At 49.4% G+C, this 17438-nt stretch carries 12 protein-coding genes; 5 read left to right on the top strand and 7 right to left on the bottom strand.

Features of this window, described 5'->3' with window-relative positions:
- The 7 genes from pglX to CEK71_RS09980 all read right to left on the bottom strand — a co-directional run bounded on the left by pglX (position 1) and on the right by CEK71_RS09980 (position 10242).
- The gene (gene pglX, locus CEK71_RS09950; RefSeq protein ID WP_088619244.1) at positions 1–3729 is read right to left on the bottom strand and encodes a BREX-1 system adenine-specific DNA-methyltransferase PglX; all 3729 of its coding nucleotides are present in this window, start codon (positions 3727–3729) and stop codon (positions 1–3) included.
- Complete coding sequence (locus CEK71_RS09955; RefSeq protein ID WP_088619245.1) at positions 3726–4148, bottom strand: type II toxin-antitoxin system VapC family toxin; 423 nt, start codon at positions 4146–4148, stop codon at positions 3726–3728. Before CEK71_RS09955 ends, pglX begins: the two co-directional genes overlap by 4 nt.
- Positions 4145–4378 carry a hypothetical protein gene (locus CEK71_RS09960; protein ID WP_088619246.1) on the bottom strand — a complete coding sequence of 78 codons (234 nt, stop codon included), beginning with the start codon at positions 4376–4378 and terminating at the stop codon, positions 4145–4147. The genes CEK71_RS09955 and CEK71_RS09960 overlap by 4 nt, the downstream gene beginning before the upstream one ends.
- 77 nt (positions 4379–4455) lie before the next feature.
- Positions 4456–8061, bottom strand: a complete 3606-nt coding sequence (brxC, locus tag CEK71_RS09965; RefSeq protein WP_088619247.1) for a BREX system P-loop protein BrxC — start codon at positions 8059–8061, stop codon at positions 4456–4458.
- Positions 8062–8089: 28 nt separating this feature from the next.
- On the bottom strand, positions 8090–8677 hold the full coding sequence (locus CEK71_RS09970; RefSeq protein ID WP_088619248.1) for a DUF1788 domain-containing protein: 588 nt from the start codon (positions 8675–8677) through the stop codon (positions 8090–8092).
- On the bottom strand, positions 8677–9270 hold the full coding sequence (locus CEK71_RS09975) for a DUF1819 family protein (RefSeq protein ID WP_198328545.1): 594 nt from the start codon (positions 9268–9270) through the stop codon (positions 8677–8679). The genes CEK71_RS09970 and CEK71_RS09975 overlap by 1 nt, the downstream gene beginning before the upstream one ends.
- A 63-nt stretch (positions 9271–9333) precedes the next feature.
- Positions 9334–10242: a WYL domain-containing transcriptional regulator gene (locus CEK71_RS09980; RefSeq protein ID WP_088619249.1), complete on the bottom strand. Its 909-nt coding sequence runs from the start codon at positions 10240–10242 to the stop codon at positions 9334–9336.
- 264 nt (positions 10243–10506) lie between these two features.
- Between CEK71_RS09980 and CEK71_RS09985 the strand changes: the two genes are divergently transcribed.
- From CEK71_RS09985 to CEK71_RS22530, 5 genes are all read left to right on the top strand, one after another.
- The gene (locus CEK71_RS09985) at positions 10507–11862 is read left to right on the top strand and encodes an effector-associated domain EAD1-containing protein (RefSeq protein WP_088619250.1); all 1356 of its coding nucleotides are present in this window, start codon (positions 10507–10509) and stop codon (positions 11860–11862) included.
- Positions 11863–11893: 31 nt separating this feature from the next.
- On the top strand, positions 11894–13171 hold the full coding sequence (locus CEK71_RS09990) for a GTPase-associated system all-helical protein GASH (RefSeq protein ID WP_088619251.1): 1278 nt from the start codon (positions 11894–11896) through the stop codon (positions 13169–13171).
- Positions 13172–13251: 80 nt separating this feature from the next.
- On the top strand, positions 13252–14127 hold the full coding sequence (locus CEK71_RS09995) for a TRAFAC clade GTPase domain-containing protein (RefSeq protein ID WP_232463799.1): 876 nt from the start codon (positions 13252–13254) through the stop codon (positions 14125–14127).
- Positions 14120–14965, top strand: a complete 846-nt coding sequence (locus CEK71_RS10000) for a TRAFAC clade GTPase domain-containing protein (RefSeq protein WP_088619253.1) — start codon at positions 14120–14122, stop codon at positions 14963–14965. Before CEK71_RS09995 ends, CEK71_RS10000 begins: the two co-directional genes overlap by 8 nt.
- Positions 14962–17403 carry a GAP1-N1 domain-containing protein gene (locus CEK71_RS22530; RefSeq protein WP_157679115.1) on the top strand — a complete coding sequence of 814 codons (2442 nt, stop codon included), beginning with the start codon at positions 14962–14964 and terminating at the stop codon, positions 17401–17403. Before CEK71_RS10000 ends, CEK71_RS22530 begins: the two co-directional genes overlap by 4 nt.
- Positions 17404–17438: the final 35 nt, after the last annotated feature.

The following is a 17438-nucleotide window of genomic DNA, read 5'->3' on the forward strand; positions in this document are numbered from 1 at the left end:
TTAATCATTTGCACTCCCAGTCACCGTCTTCACCTCCGCCAATAAATCCCCAAATTTGCCGTAATTGACTTTTACGCCTTCATCCAAGTCAAGCGCGATGCGCAGGTCGGCGTAGTGGCGGAGTTTTTCATCGTAGGCCAATAGCTCAAGGTGTTTTTTTCTGAGCCTTTCGCTGTCTTTGTTCAGCTTGCTGCGGGTGGCGTTGGCGACAGCGGCGGCGGCATCTTTTTCCAGCATATCAAGGCGCGATTGCAGTTTTCCGGTCAGCGGCACGACATATTCGGTGCGCATTCGGGATAATGTGCCTTCGTGGTAACGGTGCAAATACACCAAAGCCTGGAATGCGCCGTGTTTACCGCTGGAGAACAGCCAATAAATCGGGCGTTTTTTGTAAGTTTGCAGATGGTTTTTATAAAAGCTCCCGGCAAGATAACGGCGGATGGTTTCTTGGGCGGTTTCGGTCGGTTTTTGGCCTAAGCTTGCCGCCAGCCACGCGAGATTTTCATCCTGGGTGTCAGCCCCCCACACCGCCAGTAAAAATTCATTGAGGCGGTTGGCGGCATCGTCCTCAAACCAGAGTTCATCCGTAATCGGCACAATGCCATCGGCATCGGCGGGAAAGCTGGGGTAACGGTCAGGGTCAAAACGGATATTACCCGCATGGGCGTAGATTAAACCGGGTGCATCCAAGCTATAACGCCCCATCATACAGCCGACGGCATAAGAGACTAGGCGTTGGCTGTCTTTTTCACGGTCGGCGCGGGTTAGGGTGATTTGCTCTTCGGGTACGTCGGGCGACAGCTCATCTTGCAGGCCGTAGGCTTCGATGAATAGGCGGTTATTTTCTTCTTCTAGGCGTTGCATTTCGGCAATGGCGTTGCAGTTTTGTGTTTGCCATTGGTTAAAGCAGAGTTCAAGGTTGTTTGAGGCGTAGGTTGGGTTAGCGGCTTTATCGCGTAACCCAACATCGGTGGCTTCGGTTTGTTGGGTTACGCTATCGCTAACCCAACCTACGAAGTTTTGTTTTTGGCGAATCAGCGGGTTGTCGGTAAAATCCCATGAGGTTTCGAAATTGTTCCAGTCGGTTATTGCAATTAGTATCGCGTTTTTAACAAGCTGATTTTGTTCGTTTTCCAAATTTTCATTTAGTTTTGAGATTGGTAATCTAGCAATATCTCCAGGATTAGTTGATAAAGTCGGCGCGAGAATGGCTAAAAGAACACCAGAAACTTTTGAATTAAGAAATCCAAGAATGCTAAAAAAATTGTCATCTTCTGTGAAGCAGGATAACCCTGTAGAGGCAAATAATTCTCCTCCAGGAGATGCTCTAAAAGACAATTTAGAAGATGTAATACTGTTCCAATTGATGTTTTTTTTGAATATAAAGTCTAAATTAAAATTAGTAGCCCATACTCTATTTTCAACTGGGTGCATTTTTGTTTGTATATCAACACCGTCATTCTTCCAATTTACAACTTCATTTCTATTTCCAAACCATTTTCTATACTCACCTCCCATAATGTACGGAAACCATTTTTTTCCAGAATTTATAGCAAATTCTCTGTCATTGGCTTCACTGCAAAAATTTGAAATGGCTATTTCAGACCAAGTACGAACGAATAAATCATTATTAGCTGTTACCATTCCTTTCCGAGTATTAGCTAATTCGCCTATATTTTTATTTTCAAAAATAAACCGAACTTTATCACTCACCCAATAAGCCACAGGACTACCTGAAATTTTTTTGAAATTATCCTGACAAACATCGTGAATTAACTCTTTTGTATGTCCTAAAAAAACTTGATTTTTATCAGCAGATTGTGGGGCTGAATTTAAATCTATATAGCGACCAGTGAAATTATTAATATGCGTAGCAATAACACTAAATACACATGCTTGGGCAATTTTGGAGTTCATTTCAGGAAAACTATTGTAACCAACCTGCACAAGATTAGAGATCGTTCTACTTACCAGTAATTTCTTTCGCATTTCCTCAAAGGATGACAAAAACATCCAGCTCTGCATCGTCACCATTGCGTTAAAGCCCGACGATTTGCACCACTGAAAACCACACTCCATAAACATCGCAAACAAATCGGATTTGCTATCGGGAAATTTGCGTTTGGCAAATTCCTTCAACGCCGGATTCATACCCTTGCCGCCCATGTACGGCGGGTTAGCCACCACCACATCAAACTGCATCGCCAACACACTCGCTTGCCGGATAAACGGCAGTAAGGTGGTCGCGGCGGTTTTTTGGAAACTGTCGCCTTGGCTTGCCAAGGTTTGGCATTGCGCCAATAGGTCTTGTAAAGGTTCGGCGTATCCGGCGGGGATTTGGATCAAGGCTCCGAAGGTTTCCGCCTGTTCAAACAAGGCCAAGGTGTTTTTGATGAGCCGGTATTGGCTGTCATCAATGGCCTGGGTCAGGTCGGTTTGCGGGTCTGCAAACAAGGAGCTGGTCGTGCCGAGTTGGCTTTGGCGGTTTAAGTCCAGTTGTTGCCATAACAGCGGCAGGTTCAGGTTGTTGCTGGCTTGGATCGCCAGCACATTGAGTTGGGGCGGGTTATCCAGCAAGCGCCTGTCATCGGCGCGGGCTTTCATCAGCAAGGCGAAGCCTGCCAGTTGCGCGGCGCGGTCGTCAATGTCCAAGCCATAGAGGTTTTTTTCCAGTATCAGGCGGGGTATGCTGCGGAGCGGGTAGCCGCGTTCCAAATAAATGGCTTTTAATACAGCGTAAGCTTCCACCAAGATATGCCCACTGCCACAGGCGGGGTCAAGTACGGTGATGGTTTCGGGATTGAGGCTACCGCCATCTTCTGCCCTGCGGGATTGGATGAGCGCATCCAGTTGCGTCTGCACTTCAGGCGTTTGCTCGGCGGGTTCGATGTAGTATGCCCATTCGTTTTTTAGCGTCGATTCTGGATTTGCCATTGTCCATAACCGCCCGACACTGTTTTGCACCAGGTATTTGACTATCCAGTTCGGGGTAAAAAGCTGGGTGGCGGCGGGTATGTCTTCGCTTTTGACCACTTTGCCGATGACTTGGTCTTTTTTCTCGCTGATGTAAAATTGGTACAGCCAGCCGATGATTTCGATGTCTTGCCAGTCTTGTTCGGGAATGGCGGCGACCAGTTTGGCAATGACCGAATCGGTCAGCAATAAGTTGTCGGGCAGCAGCAGTTCGCTTTCGTTGTCGATACGCTCAAACAGGAACGGCATGGCCTTGGCTAAGGCGTTGCATTGGGCAATCAGGGCCAGGCGGTATAACTCGCCGTCTTTGTCGCCCGCCAGTTTGAGCGCGATGGCTTGCTCGGCGTTCAAATCGGGCAAGCCGCCGTTTTGCGCCAGTTCCGCCGCCGCGTTCAGCAGTTCCGGCAAGCCGCCGTCCCGGCTGGACAGGGCGCGATAACCGTGGCTGAGGTAGTCGTGGATTTCCATATAACGCAAGGCGGCAAAACGGTTAAACCAGGTGTAGGCCACGGCCTCCAACGTCTGGCTAAAGCCATCTTTGTCGATACGGGCCAGCAGTGCGTCCCGTTGACGGCTGATTTTGGCAGGCCAGGACTGTCCGGCAATGATGACGAAATCACCATTTTTTTCCGCTGGCGCAATGGCCAGTGTGCCGTTTTTCTCCGCCAGCCCGATCCGGTTGGCGCGGGCGGTGACGGCGGCGATAAAGTCTTTCCGCGCTTGGGGGGCGTAGGTTTTGAGTTTGGCTTTGTTCATCCTGCGTAATCCTGTAAACGCACAATATGACCAATGTCTTGTGCTTTGCGGTAGTAAACTTCATCGGCAGTGATGAATTTTGAGCCGGGGGTGTGTAATGCAACGGCGTGGTAGAGGGTATCGAACAAATGATGCCGATAACGGATGGAGAGATCGATGGCTGTTGTATAAATCTCTGGCCCTTGGGTGATGTGACATTCGACGCACAACAAATCAAACAGGTCATCTAGGGCTTCATCGGGCTTTTCGCGGGCCAGTACCGCCGCCACTTCCGCAATAAAATGCGGCGGTTGCAGTAGTTGGATTCGTCCCGCGCCCACACTTTCCAAAATGCCCAATGCCAAGTCGCAATCAGTTTCATTATCCCGACCCTGAAAGAACCATTTGATGGCGACGCTAGCATCGACCACCAATATCATGGACGGCCTTCTTCGCGTGCTGCACGAAATTCTGCTTCGGTGATTGCCGGCGCATGTTTGCGCCGTTCTACTATACTTGCAATCGCATCGCGGCTGCGTTGTTTACGCTGGGCACGTTCAACGGCTTCGCGCATCAGTTCGGCAATGACGGCACTCTTGTTTTGTCCTTGGTAAGCGATGTTAAACGCTTCTTTAACATCGTCTGGGATGCTGAAATTCATAGTGGCCATAGTAATCTCTCTTAGCTTGTTGAAATTTTCAACAAATTATTGAGTATCGCCGGATAAAATGCAAGTCATTGCGGATTTCACTGAATCCGGGCTTTTTTGCCTTCCCGCAGTATGGCCATCAGGGATTGCCTGAGTTTGGCAAGGTAAGCGTCCACTTCCGCTTCGGTTTCCAGATAGCTTTTGTCGCTCAGCGCTTGGGCATTAAGCACTTTAACAGGTTTTGGCGCGGTGTGGTTGCTGGGTTTGCCGACGGTTGCCGTGCCGGGCGCTTTATCGCCAACCAGCGGCGGCTTTTGGCTGGCGGCAATCTTATCCATTGCCGTATCCAATAAGGTGCCGGTCTGTTCGCCCAGATAGCGGATTTGGGGGATGCTGGCCAATCCGGCAATTTTGCTTTTGAGCTGTTGCAGCGGGTATAAGGCCTTATTGCGCAAAGCCATATCCGCTTGCACTTGCGTCAGGGCGGTGTCAATTTCGGCCAGCTTCTCCCCAATGGCCAATAAGGCGTTTTCCCGTTCGCTGTCCGCCAGTCGCCCGTTAACCGCGTCGACCGTGCCGAGTAAAGGGGCGATACGGTTGATCTGGCCGTATGGGGCCGGATTATCCCGGATGAGATTTAGCTCTTTGAGGGCGTTGGCGGCGTTACTGTCTTGCTGCAAGGCTTCGTGGTTGTCGGCAAAATTAGCCAATGCGTCGAGCATTGTTTGCCAGGTTGTCAGTTGGGTTTTATAAAAGCTGGTGACATCGTGGCTGTCTTCCCGCAAATCCAGCCAATCGTCTTTGCCCGCCAGGAAGGTGTCGATGAATTCGTAACTGTCGCGGATCGCCAGTTGTTTGCCTATCTTGGCAAGGGCCTGGTCAATGACGGTTTTGCCGGGATGATATTTCCCCGCCGCCACATGGCTGGTGTTTTTGAGTTCGTTTTGCCAGAGCGTGAAGCTGTCACGGATATCCGCGACCAAGCCGTCCTCTTCTTCCCTAGGCAGTTTGGCAAACAATTCACGGTGCAAGTCGCGTGCGCGTTTGAGCGAGACGCTATCCGCCGATTTTCGTTTGAGCAGGGAGACTTGTTTAAAACGGACGGCTTTGATCAACGGGTCTATGGCCGCTTTGGGTTCAATGTCAGCGCCTTCGAGCATCAATTTGATCTCACCCGCCATGTAAAGCCGGGCGACCAGCAAGACAATCTCCCATTCCGGTTTCCAGCCCCACGGGATGCCGGTAAACCGGTCGATGAGGTCGGACAGCAACACGCGCTTTTCTGAAGCCGCCAGTAACAGGTATTGGCGCAGTTCGTTGACCGCGAGCGGGTTGAGTTCTTCGTTTTGGGTATCCTGCAACAGCGGCCTAATGTCATCGCCGGCAAGGACGGCTTTGATTTCGGCGACGGGGTCAGGTGTGCGGTATTTGAGATAGGGCAGTTTGTAATAGGTGTTGCCGATCAAATAATTGCCCAGTTCATCCAGCAAGCCAGTCGGGTTAAGTCCGGCTTTAATATCGGGTTTTTGCCCCAGCACATAAAAATCCCCGGTCACCATCAGTGTGCCGAGCTGTTCGGTCAGGCGCAGTTTCCGCTCGCGGTTTTCATCCTTACGGTCAGCGAGGATGCGTTTTAATGACGGCGTGGCCTGGTCGGCCTTAGGGCTGATGATGTATTTTTCAATTTGCAGGTACAGCGTCAGCTCTTCATAAAGGCGTTGGCCTTCGGCCATGCGCAAGATGGCCCGGCCTGCCGATTCGCTGCTGCGTAATATACAGGTGGCCTCGTACAGCTTTTCATAGTCATCGCCTAAGGGCGTGAGTATTTCCAGCGTTAAGGCATGGTGGGCGGTTTTCCACGGCGCACCATCAAGCAGGCGGTTAAATTCGTAGTCGCCTTTGGTGTCACGGTGGCGGACTTTGGTTTGGCTGCGGAGGATGTCCTCGAAAACCAGTTCGGACAGCAAACGGGCCCGTTCTGAGGCTGACACGTCGACATGGCCGAGTTCCCTGGCGACATCGCGCTCTTCATTGGTCAGGAAAAACCAGTGGTCGCCGTTACGGCTGACCAGTTGCTGTTGCTCCAGCCGGGCCAAGGATTCTTGGATACGGCGTTTGAGCTTGAGTTTGTCGGCATCCACTTCCTCAAGACACAGCGTCGCCAAATTGTCGATGGTGGGCTTGATGGTTTCTGAAATGTAGCGGATCAGGAACAAGGCCTTGAGCAATTGGGTGTCGTAGGGTTCCAGCGCCGGGTTATCCGGGGCTTGGTCAATCGACTTTTTGGCGATGCTGTCAATAAAGCTGTCGATGGACGGATAAAAGTCATACAAAGGTATCAGGGCGTTAATGGCCTTGCCGGCGTTTTGCACCGCCGCCGACTGGAAAGCGTCCAATAAGGAGCGTTCGCCGCGTGACAAATGTTTGCCGGTCGCCCCCACTTTGCGGACCGACTCGAAGATTTTTTGTAAAAGTTGGAATTGGTAAGGGGTAAACGGATAAAAGGCGACAAATTCCGCCGCATCCTTAAAGCCCCGCAGGTGGGCGGCATTGCCCTGAAATGACAGTTGGTTGTTGATAATGTCGCCTTTTTGGGCATAGATGTCGCGTAAGGCAATATGGGCGGCTTCGGTTTTGGACAGCAAACGCTCGCCAATCACTTCGTCGGTGTTGGAGCTGGCCAAGGACAAGCGGGTATGGAAGCGGGCTTGGATTTTGGAAAAGTCTTGGGACTTGGTTTTGTTGGTGCCGCCGATGGCGGCGTCAATATCTTCCTGGCTGGTGACGATCACCCAGGCGCGTCCTTGGCACAGCGTGCCCAACTGCTCGACGATGGTTTGCAGGCTGAGCATCAGTTGGGTGTTGTCGCCGATAAACTGCCCGACTTCATCGGCCAGAAAAATGACCCGGTGGCCGTCGGGTTTGCTGTCCAAATACTCACGCACCAACTTTGCCAAGCCTTCAATGTTGATGCGGTAGCTGTCACGGGCGTTGTCAAACCAACGTCCGGCGGATGCTTCCGTCATGTTGAGGGCTTGCGCCAAGGCGGCGACCACGTCATCACGCAGGAAGTCCACCGCATCGCGTTCCTGTTCCCAGGCATTGCCGTTTTGGCTTTGGAAGACGGTTTTGAAGGTGCCGTAAGCCCCTTTGGCGATCAGGTAACGCTCCATTTCCGCGATATGCGGGGCATCGCCACACAGCCCCAGCTTTTCGTTAAACACCCGCAGAAACACTTGGACAATGGCGTCGCGTTCGGATTTGGCATCCGCTTTGGCATCGATATTAAACAGGATGACATCGGCAGTCCCTTTAATGGCCCTATGGATGTCGGCCAGCAGCAACGGGTCTTTGATTTTCTGTCCGTCAAAGAAATCCGCCGCTTTTTTCCGGTCGCCGGTGTTGGGGTCAACCGCCTCACGGTTTTCCAACAAGTAGGAGAGGATTTTGATGTAATGGGATTTCCCTGAGCCGAAGAACCCAGAAACCCAAACGCCCATCCGGGCGGTAATGGTCGGGTCTTTGGGCTGTTCGGCGGCGGCCAAGTAAGCGTCGAAGAATTTACGGAAGTATTCGGTGAGCTGTTGGGTGACGACGTACTCTTCCAATTCCTGCCAGATGCTTTCCGCATCCAATTGGTCGGCCTTGATGACCCCATTGATCGGGCGGTCAATCGGCTTGGTGAACAGTTCCTTTATTTCCATCGGGCTCTTTTCTCTATTGGCGGCGGTGTTATTGCGCTTCAGGTATCAACCTGAAGGCACGGTAGTAATGGTCTTCGGACAGTTTGTTGAACAGGCGCAATGAATAGCCGTCGTAACGGCCAGGGTAAAACATCAGTAACGGTGTCCTGCCCATTAAGGGATGCAGCGCCGACAGCAAGGTGTGCGTCCTCAGCAGGGGGTACGCGCTACCGACGCCCCACAGGATCAGCACGTCGCAGTTGTCCAGACCGGCCATCGCCACGATTTTCTGCGCCAATTTGTCTTCCTTAAGCACGGGGCGTAAGGCGGACAGGATGGCATCGTCACCTTTAGTGCGCTGCATTTCGATAGCCTTGTCGAGCAGCTTGCGTTCCTCAAGCACTTGGATCACGAGGTCAAATAAGTTAACGGCTGCCGCACGGATGGGCGGTTGTGACTTGTTCAGCCGGGCGATCACCGTCCGGGTCAGAAAATCCCGCATGTCCAGTTCGCGTTCGGGCGGATAGTCAAAAATCCAAAAGCCAATTTCATTGCCGAGGCCTTTGCTGTTTAAGAAGTCATCGGAGGCAATTTTCGGCAGGATTTGATTGAGCCGTTCTTCAAAAGTCAATGCCATCAAACCCGCTCCAAGAGTCCGATTAGGGTGGTGTCGCCATGGGCCGACAGGTAATGCCGGACATCGGGATGTAAAGATTGCGGGGTCAGTTTCATGCTGCCGGAATTTTCAAGATAGTTGGCTTCGGCCAGGATACGGCGGATAACCTGGAATAATTTGGCTTGTGTTGCGGCCGACCAGTGCGCCACGGACGGGTCCCTATGCCGGCATTCGCTTAAGAAGCCGTCCCAATCCAGCGGGGATAGCGCCAAATCTAACCGGCGTTGATGGCCGATATAAACGTCCCTTATATAATCGGCCAGCAATTGGCTGTGCTTGGCGGCGGCAACCAATAAAAGTTGGATGCTCACCTCTTTTTCCCGATGGGCGATCATATCCCAACCGGTGTCATCAAGCGTCTTCAGGCGTTTTCTGATCAAACCGGCCTGGCGTAACGCCGTGGCCGGCGCTTTCTTTTGCAAGAGGTTATCGTCAACTAAAGCCTGTTTCCAGGCCTTATCATCAGGACGGCCCAATAAAAATGCCGCGATACGGCGGCTTTCTAGGGGCATCAGGGAACCGGCGGAAATTTCTGCGTTGTAATAAGCGTTCACAGTGTGTTCAAAAAATTGCCCATCATGTAATCCCCATCCGTTTTTCGGACGGCTCTGTTAAAGCTATAACGGTGCCTCGTACCCAGGCGCAAACACTGCGCTTGATACGTTATATAAGGCAAGGTGGTTCCTAAGCCAAAGCCGATATTCATTGCCTTTAAGGCGGTGGTTTGGCGAACAATCGACAAGCCAATGCCGAAGCACATAGCCGGCGGTGGCCGCCCTGACATTTATCCGCAACACCCCCGCTATCATGCCATAGTCGCCTTCAATAATTTGGGAATGTTCCTGGTTTGGGTGCGGTACCAAGTCCAGTTCCACTATCCGGTTCCATTGTATATCCGCCCCAGGTAGCTCATGGCTTTCAATGGGGCTATTGTCAACCGACGTGGTTGCCAACATCCTGGTAAGGACAAAGTCACGGAACTCGGAGGATTTCCGGTCATACGCACGGACATGCCAACGGAGGCCATCATTGACTAAGGCGAACGGAATGATTTCACGGACGGTCGCCCCGCTGGTGAACGATTTATATTCCATGCGGACGGCTTTTTTATTATAGATAGCCCGTGTGACCGGCGCGAGGATGTCGATGGACGGGTTATTTAACGTCAGCGGAAGTTCGCAAGCCAGCAAAGCGCCCATGCTAGACCCGCCCTCACCAAAACCTTGTGATAAGGCCGTTAACACCCGCTCCGAAGCGTGTCGGAACGCCGCCGTGAAACCATCCCCCAACACATAGCGTTTAGTTTTGCTGTCGAAATTGATGTTTTCCGGGAAGGTGTCCCGGTATTGGGCAAAGTCCCTGGTGGCGACGGCAGGCGCTGTCCCAAACCGTTGGATTAAATCCTGGCGCCGCGCTTCCCCAAGGAAATACAGGCGGAATTCAATGTAGGCCAAACGCTCCCTTTGTGCGCGGCTTAAATGGTCAAGCCCATTCGGAATAAAGTTTTCTAAGTGATTATTTTTCATGGTTTCAAGTATAGCCAATAAGACTATAACAAGCAATCAAGCACATTCATTGACATAACTAAAACGATTACATAGAATAATCGAAAGAATCTTTAAATAAAATAATTATTACTTAGCGTCAGGTCATAATATTGACAATCGACCAAACTTAAAAATTTCTTTTATCTTATGGGTAGTGATGAAGATAGCCCATTTACCCTTATAGGGGAATGAGTCCGTAAAATCAGTTATCTTCAATGTATACGAGGCCTAAACGAATCATTCATGAATAAATCTTCCCAACTTGCTACAAATCCCACATCTAAGCAACCTATTGACGTCATGCTCATTTGCGCCCTCAAAGACGAATACGACCAAGTTCTACAAGTGACAAATGGTCTTGTTAACCCTTGGCACGAACATTCAGACGCTAACGGCTGGCTAGTTGCCGATGCCAGTTTTGCCACCCCATCCGGTAATCCGCTAACCATTCGTGCTACCCATGCCAGCTATATGGGACGCGAACAAGTCCAAGCCTTTGCCAGCAAACTGATTAACGACAATCCAGCCAGTTGTATTGCCATGAGCGGCATTTGCGCGGGACGACGTGGCAAGGTGGATTTAGGCGATGTGATATTCGCCGAACGACTGTGGTCTTATGATGTGGGCAAAACAACGATTGAAAACGGTGAGCAACGCTTTCAAGGCGATATGCTGCAATATCGGCCTTCAACGCTTTGGGTGCAACGGATGCAACATTTCAACATCACTCCAGATACTGATTGGCTGACGTTACGCCCTCAATTGTCCTACGAATATCAAGAAGATTGGGTTTTATTAAGACGGTTAGCAGACGACAGCAACCCTAGCCTACACCCTGATTGCCACAAAGAATGCCCCGATTGGAGCGAAGTTTTAAAACGTTTATGGCAAAAAACGTGGTTAGAAAAACCACTGGTTTTAACTGAGACAGGCCGCAAACGGGCTGAAGAACTGCAACTGCTCCATCCGCTCGGCCTACCAAAACCAGCCAGCTTTAACATTCATACCGCACCTATCACCACAGGTGCAACCGTCACCGAAGACCCCAAACTTTTTGACCGCCTCGCCGACTCCATGCGCAAAGTGCTGGGCATAGAAATGGAAGCCAGTTCGCTAGGGGCATTGGGTGATATTCATGACATCCCTGTGCTGGTGGCAAAAGGTGTCTCCGACTTTGGCGATGCGTTCAAAGATGACCGTTATCGGCCATTTGCGGCAAGGGCATCGGCGGAGTGTTTGATCGCGCTATTACGCGATGGCGAAGGCTTGTTACCTAACCGAGCAAGCAGAAACACTGGTATTTTGGCGGCATCTAGCCCTTCATTACCTGACTTATCCGGTATCCCGCGTGATCTTATCGAAGTGCTGGCGGAGCAATACCCCGATGTCCGTGATGCCCGTGCTTTGTGGCAACGGGCAGGCGGTAAAGCGAGCCAAGTTGAGAACATTCCTAATCCGCGTGATTTATGGCAACGGCTTTGGCAAGCCAGTACGCAAGGTGCGGCGGCAAGGCGGGAAGACATTTTGGCAGAAGCATTGGTGGACTTGCCGGCTAACCCGACCCTACAAAATTACCTTGCCGCACTGAAATTAAACTAACACACTTAAACCAATGCCTTGGAGGCTTTGCATGACGGACTTGTTGACTCAACTGTTGAACGCTGGACTGATTGATAAACTGGATGGCAACGATGACCGCTTTACCAAAATGGAAAAAGCCGCCGAAGCGATTGCCCAAGAACTGCGCGAGCAGCCTCCATTATTGATTCGCGCTATTTTAGCGGCGCTTGATCCCAATATACCTCCTGATGATCCGGCAATTGTCCAAGCAGAACAGGCGTTAATTGGCCAATGGCCAACCATGCGTTCGGTACATACCGACAGGCCAGTTAATTTATTGCGTGCGATCTTATTGGAAGCTTGCAACCAAGCTACGGATGATTACACCAAGGTAGCTATTCTTTGGCTGACGGTTGCGAATACGTTGCCAATGTTGCGGTTGGGGAAAGAGGAAGCAGTGGTGCTTCAGATGCTGGAGGTATGGGCAAGACGTTCAGAGGAAAATGCGCTTATTGGCCTTACAACGCCTTCCAAAAATTATTTGCAAGCAACTATTGGAAAATTGGAACCAATTGAACTTACAACTCATGAATTGTATAAAGTTGACCAAGATTCATTAATAAATACAATAAGAACATCATTTAGTAATAATAGTTATCATGGTGTACAATATAATGGTTTTCATGAGAATATGGCCCATATACTTACAACTGAAATTAATGGCTGCTCTGAAGCATTACATGATGGCTTACATGAATCTCAAACAGAAACCAATCAACAGCTACAAAATAATCTAATCGAACTCAGTGAATCAGTAAACAAGGCATTAACATCTCAACAACACTGGGTTATCAAAACCCAACAAGCCGGACAAATTTGCCTAAACGCCCTCTGGTGGTCAGAAGCACTCTATTCATCCTCCTTAACTTGCAGCTATCGGGAACTACCCCAAGCCATCGCTACCGTGGTAATGGCAATAGACCTGCTTAACGAAGTCACCAAACCTACCCCCGCCAGCGTCGGCTATTTGCTTGCTGAAGCTGTCAACCGCCTGCCCGAAGCCGGATTTGACCGTAAACTGACGCTACAAGATTTATTGGCAGCACTGGCCAAAAACCGCACCAAATTACCCAAGACTTGGCTGGAAACATTTATCCCGCCACCCGAAATAGGCCGCTTAAGCTTGCGTGATTTAGTAGTGTTAGTACTGGCAAACCCGACCTTCGATATTGCTGCCGCCATCAAACGCACCGGAGCCAGCGGCGAATTTGAACTAAGCTTACCCAAATTCGCCCATGCCTTGTTTCGGCAAGAACAAGCCGTGCAATTGGCGGGGAGTATTCAATGAACCTAAAATGCTCCAATACAAGTTGTAACGCTCATAGGGGAATAACATGTGTTTTAGGTGAAATACTCCATACCGAGTGCTTGGCTTGGAAACAGGGTTATTCTGACGTAGAAGTCAAAACCAAACCTTCACCATATTCCCAAGTCTCGGCACGGGTACCTTGGTCGGGAAGCACCTTAGGTTTAACGGATATTGCCAACCTAACCCCACGTGGGCGATCTATTTTAATTGGCGTTATAGGCCCTCATGATGCAGGCAAGACGACGTTGTTACTCGGCAATTATTTAAAGCTTATGCAAGGCCGATTATTGGCAGATGCGCAGTTTGCGGGCTCGCGTACTTTAGGTGCTTGGGAATCTCTGGCAGCTTGGACTCGTTTTGATGATCCTGCCAGAACGCCTTCTTTCCCTCCTCATACCGAACGTGGCATAAGTAGAGTTCCTGGGATTTTACATCTCGCGCTGCGCCGTAAAAATGATGAATTTAGGGATGTGTTATTAACCGATGCACCGGGTGAATGGTTTAACCGTTGGGCGATTAAAGAAGAAGCTCCTGATGCAGAAGGTGCTCGATGGGTGGTTGACAGAGCCGATGCGTTTTTGGTGGTTGCTGATTGTCAACGGCTTTCTGGTTCTGAACGGGGAGTTGCTAGAGATGGCTTACGTGAACTTTTGGAACGCTTGAGCAACCATGTCAAGAACCGACCTACGACATTGGTTTGGGCAAAAGATGACTATGAACCTAACGATAAAATACGTAATTCCATTCGTGCAACCTTGGACAAACAAATTCCGCACGCCAATGAAGTTAGCTCAAGCAGTAATCGCCCCGAATCACTTATGAAGGCGCTTGAGTCTGTACTTTCGCCTGCATGGACAGGTATGCAAGCCAAACCAATCGTTGAGCCAATTATTCAACATCAAGCTTTTGCGGCTTACCGAGGCCATTATGCATAAGCCTGAAATAGTTTTGCTAGGTGGCCCCAATAGCGGAAAAACCCATTATGCTGGACAGCTTTATGGGCGATTACGTCGTTGTTCTGGTTTATTGCAATTACGCCAAGATCAAGGTACACCAACTGACCTGAGTCCATTTGAAGAGGTTTTTCGCTGTTTATCAAGTGGTCGTGCCGCCAATCATACAACAGCAGGCACTTGGGTCGAGGTGTTATTACCACTTATTGACAAACTAGGCAACGCATTAGATTTGCGCTGGCCAGACTACGGCGGTGAACAAATCAAAATTGTTTTTGAACGACGCGAAGTACCCGAAGAGTGGCGACAACGGTTAATCAATGCGGATGGCTGGCTGTTACTTATCCAGTTACAGACTGAAACAGTTTACCTCGATGCCCTTGACCAACTGACAGAACGGGCTAAACATAGCTGCGACAGTAATGCAAGGGCGAGCAATTGGGATGCTAACGCCAGATGGGTGGAGTTGTTACAAATATTGTTGCAAGTCGCAGGGTTGGGAACTGTTGAGCGGCTTCATGCACCCCGGCTGGCAGTTTTGCTGTCTTGCTACGATGAGATCGAAGCTAATGATGAACCACCGCCAAACGTGTTAGCTAAAAGACTGCCCATGCTGTCAGCTTTTATAAACAGTGTGTGGGCTACCGATTCTTTAAGCGTATGGGGGCTCTCTGCACTAGGTTGCCGTTTGGAAAAAGACAGCAATAATGAAGACTTTATAGATGGCCCTGAAAACCAAGGTTGGGTAGTTGCCCCTGAAGGTGGTGAACCGGATTCCGACTTAAGCCGCCCATTGGCTTGGTTGTTGGAAACGCCATGAAACCGTTGCGTGCAAGTTATGGTGTAAAGAATAAGGGTCATGAGCTATTGGCTTGGGAGGGCGACCCAACAGTATTGCCTTATCAATTAATTGGCTTAACTGATAGACCAGGTAACCCTGCTCCAGGAGATATTTGGTGGCCTTCTGTTGGGTGTGAACCCTTAGGGGATTGGTGGGCTTTATGGTGGACTGTGCCTGATACCAAAGAATCTCGTCCGGGCATGGTAAAAAGTGAAGTGGCATTATGGCCATTGGATGAAGTAGGCAATATAGATGATTTACGTCCTATATTGGGAGCCTTATCTGATGGCGAGGTAATACTTCCCGTATCCATAGATGTATTACAAGCTGTCGTAAAAGCGTTAATATCACAAACTACAGAACAACCACCTGTGGTTTTAGGCTTAGATATTTGGCCGAGTATTATTGCTGATCTTTGGCTACGGCTTTGGCCGGAAGCGCGGAGAAATTTTTCTGCTAGAATTGCGCTTAGCCCCTCTCAAGGTTTTGATTACATTGAATTGCCGTGGCTTTTTTGCATACCAGTTACACGCTCACAGGAATGGTCTACACACCAATTGGTTAAGATTAATCCCACATCAAACATTACAAATCGTGCGGCAGCTTGGTTGGTTGGGCATGATGACTCAATTTTTGATGTCATCCTGACATCATGTAATTTCCAATCAGCTAATTTAAAAGAGCTTGATTTAGTTGCTAATGCCGCAGACCATTTGGAAAGGATACGAAAACAAGCAAACCCTCAGCAAGCATTGGATTTATTGCGAATTCTTTCATTTTTGGCTTCAAGTCCAGATTCAGCCTTTGATCTAAAAACAGAGGCCTTGCAAATGTTTTCTGCTGGTTTTGCCAATGGCTCAGCAACATGGGTAATGTCTCTAGCCAATCTGGGTTCCGCCTTACCCGAAGCATATCTACCAAAATCCGCACTTTTACGATGGACTAGCCAAAACGCACCCACGCTTTCCACCCCAGAATCCGCTAAATTGCTGGAAAAACTCTCTCCTAACCGCGCGGAAATTTGGTGGCAAGACGCGGTGCAGAACGCCCTTTCCGAAGGCTTGGCTAATCCTGATAAGCGTTGGGCGAAAGCTGCGCTACATTGGTTAAGTCTGGCAAACTGTACGCAAGTGCTTAAAGTGATTCTGCCCGCAACTGAAAAGCTTGAAACAGGTTTGCTGGCAGCTACTTCTAACGTTGCCTTATCCGATGCCGAGTTACAGCAAATCAGGGCGCAAACCATAGAACGTGGCTGGTCATGCCTACACGCTTGGACGACGGAAAACTTGTTTTCAGCCCATGACGCTTTCCAAGCCCAACGCATATTTACTGGCGATCCGTTACCTGGATTGGCTTACTTGGTCGAGCATTTATCAGGCTTGGCGGTTATTGAAGAGGCCATTGCCAACCCAAATCAACAATTTATTTCGTTAGTCGCCCAACGTACCGCCAAAGAACCGGAGTTATTACAAGGTTTGGATGTTGTGCATTCAGCTTGGCGCAAACTTTGGGCGGCGCATGTCAGTGCGGGCGGCATACTTTGGCCAGCAAATGCCAATCAGGAAATATTGGGCAATGAGCTATTAGATGCAGTGTTGGCAGGTGACGAACCACTCGCATTAATTGCAAAATTAGCAGTTGATTTGGCGGAGTTGGTTTTCTACCATCCTAGACGAGCAGAGCTTTGGGGTAAGCTCAGTGTTGATGGGAGCACGGCATTGCTACCTAACGTGGCGGATATTCTGATTGGCCAATGCAATGCCGGACAAACTGTCGCCATGCCAGAACCGAAATTATTAACAGCCGTTGTCAGCAAAGCCCGCAAAAACCGCCCATCCGTAAAACTGTTTGCCGCGCTCTTGTCTTGGCGTGTGTCTCTGGATGAGCAGGAAGTGGTCACTTGGCTTTCATGTTATTCGGGAAGAGATTGGGATACGGCTACAGCAACGGTGATTGGTAAAGCAGTGTCTAGCAATCGATGGAAACGTGCAGCTGATAAGCTCTTTGATTTATATAAAAGAAATAAAACTTACGAATTGGGGCTTGCTGTAGACAGTTGCCAAGATTTGCTTTCTATATTACAAAGTATTTGGCTGTCGTTTAATCATGTTAGCCGCAGTCCAAGTCATCTTGATAGAGATAGGCTTATTAGAGTAGTTGCAGACTTAGGTGCAAATATCGCACCCGATGAATTGGATAGTATTTGGGAACGCGCTGGTGGAAAGAAGAAACAACTTACTTCTGGCGGTACACCCACAGTCCGCTGGCAAGAAGCGGCTAGTATGGCTAACCAAGGGGCTTTAAAAAATGGATTAGGTGATTTAGTTAAAGAGTTGAGAGAAATTCGTGTACATAACCCTGATTTGCAAGCGATTGAGCAATTAATTAATCAATATTCGCAAAAAACCACAAAATAATTTATTCAACCTTATCTACGGGCTAATGGTTTAAC

Origin of the sequence: Methylovulum psychrotolerans (assembly GCF_002209385.1) — a bacterium.
Taxonomy (GTDB): Bacteria; Pseudomonadota; Gammaproteobacteria; order Methylococcales; family Methylomonadaceae; genus Methylovulum; species Methylovulum psychrotolerans.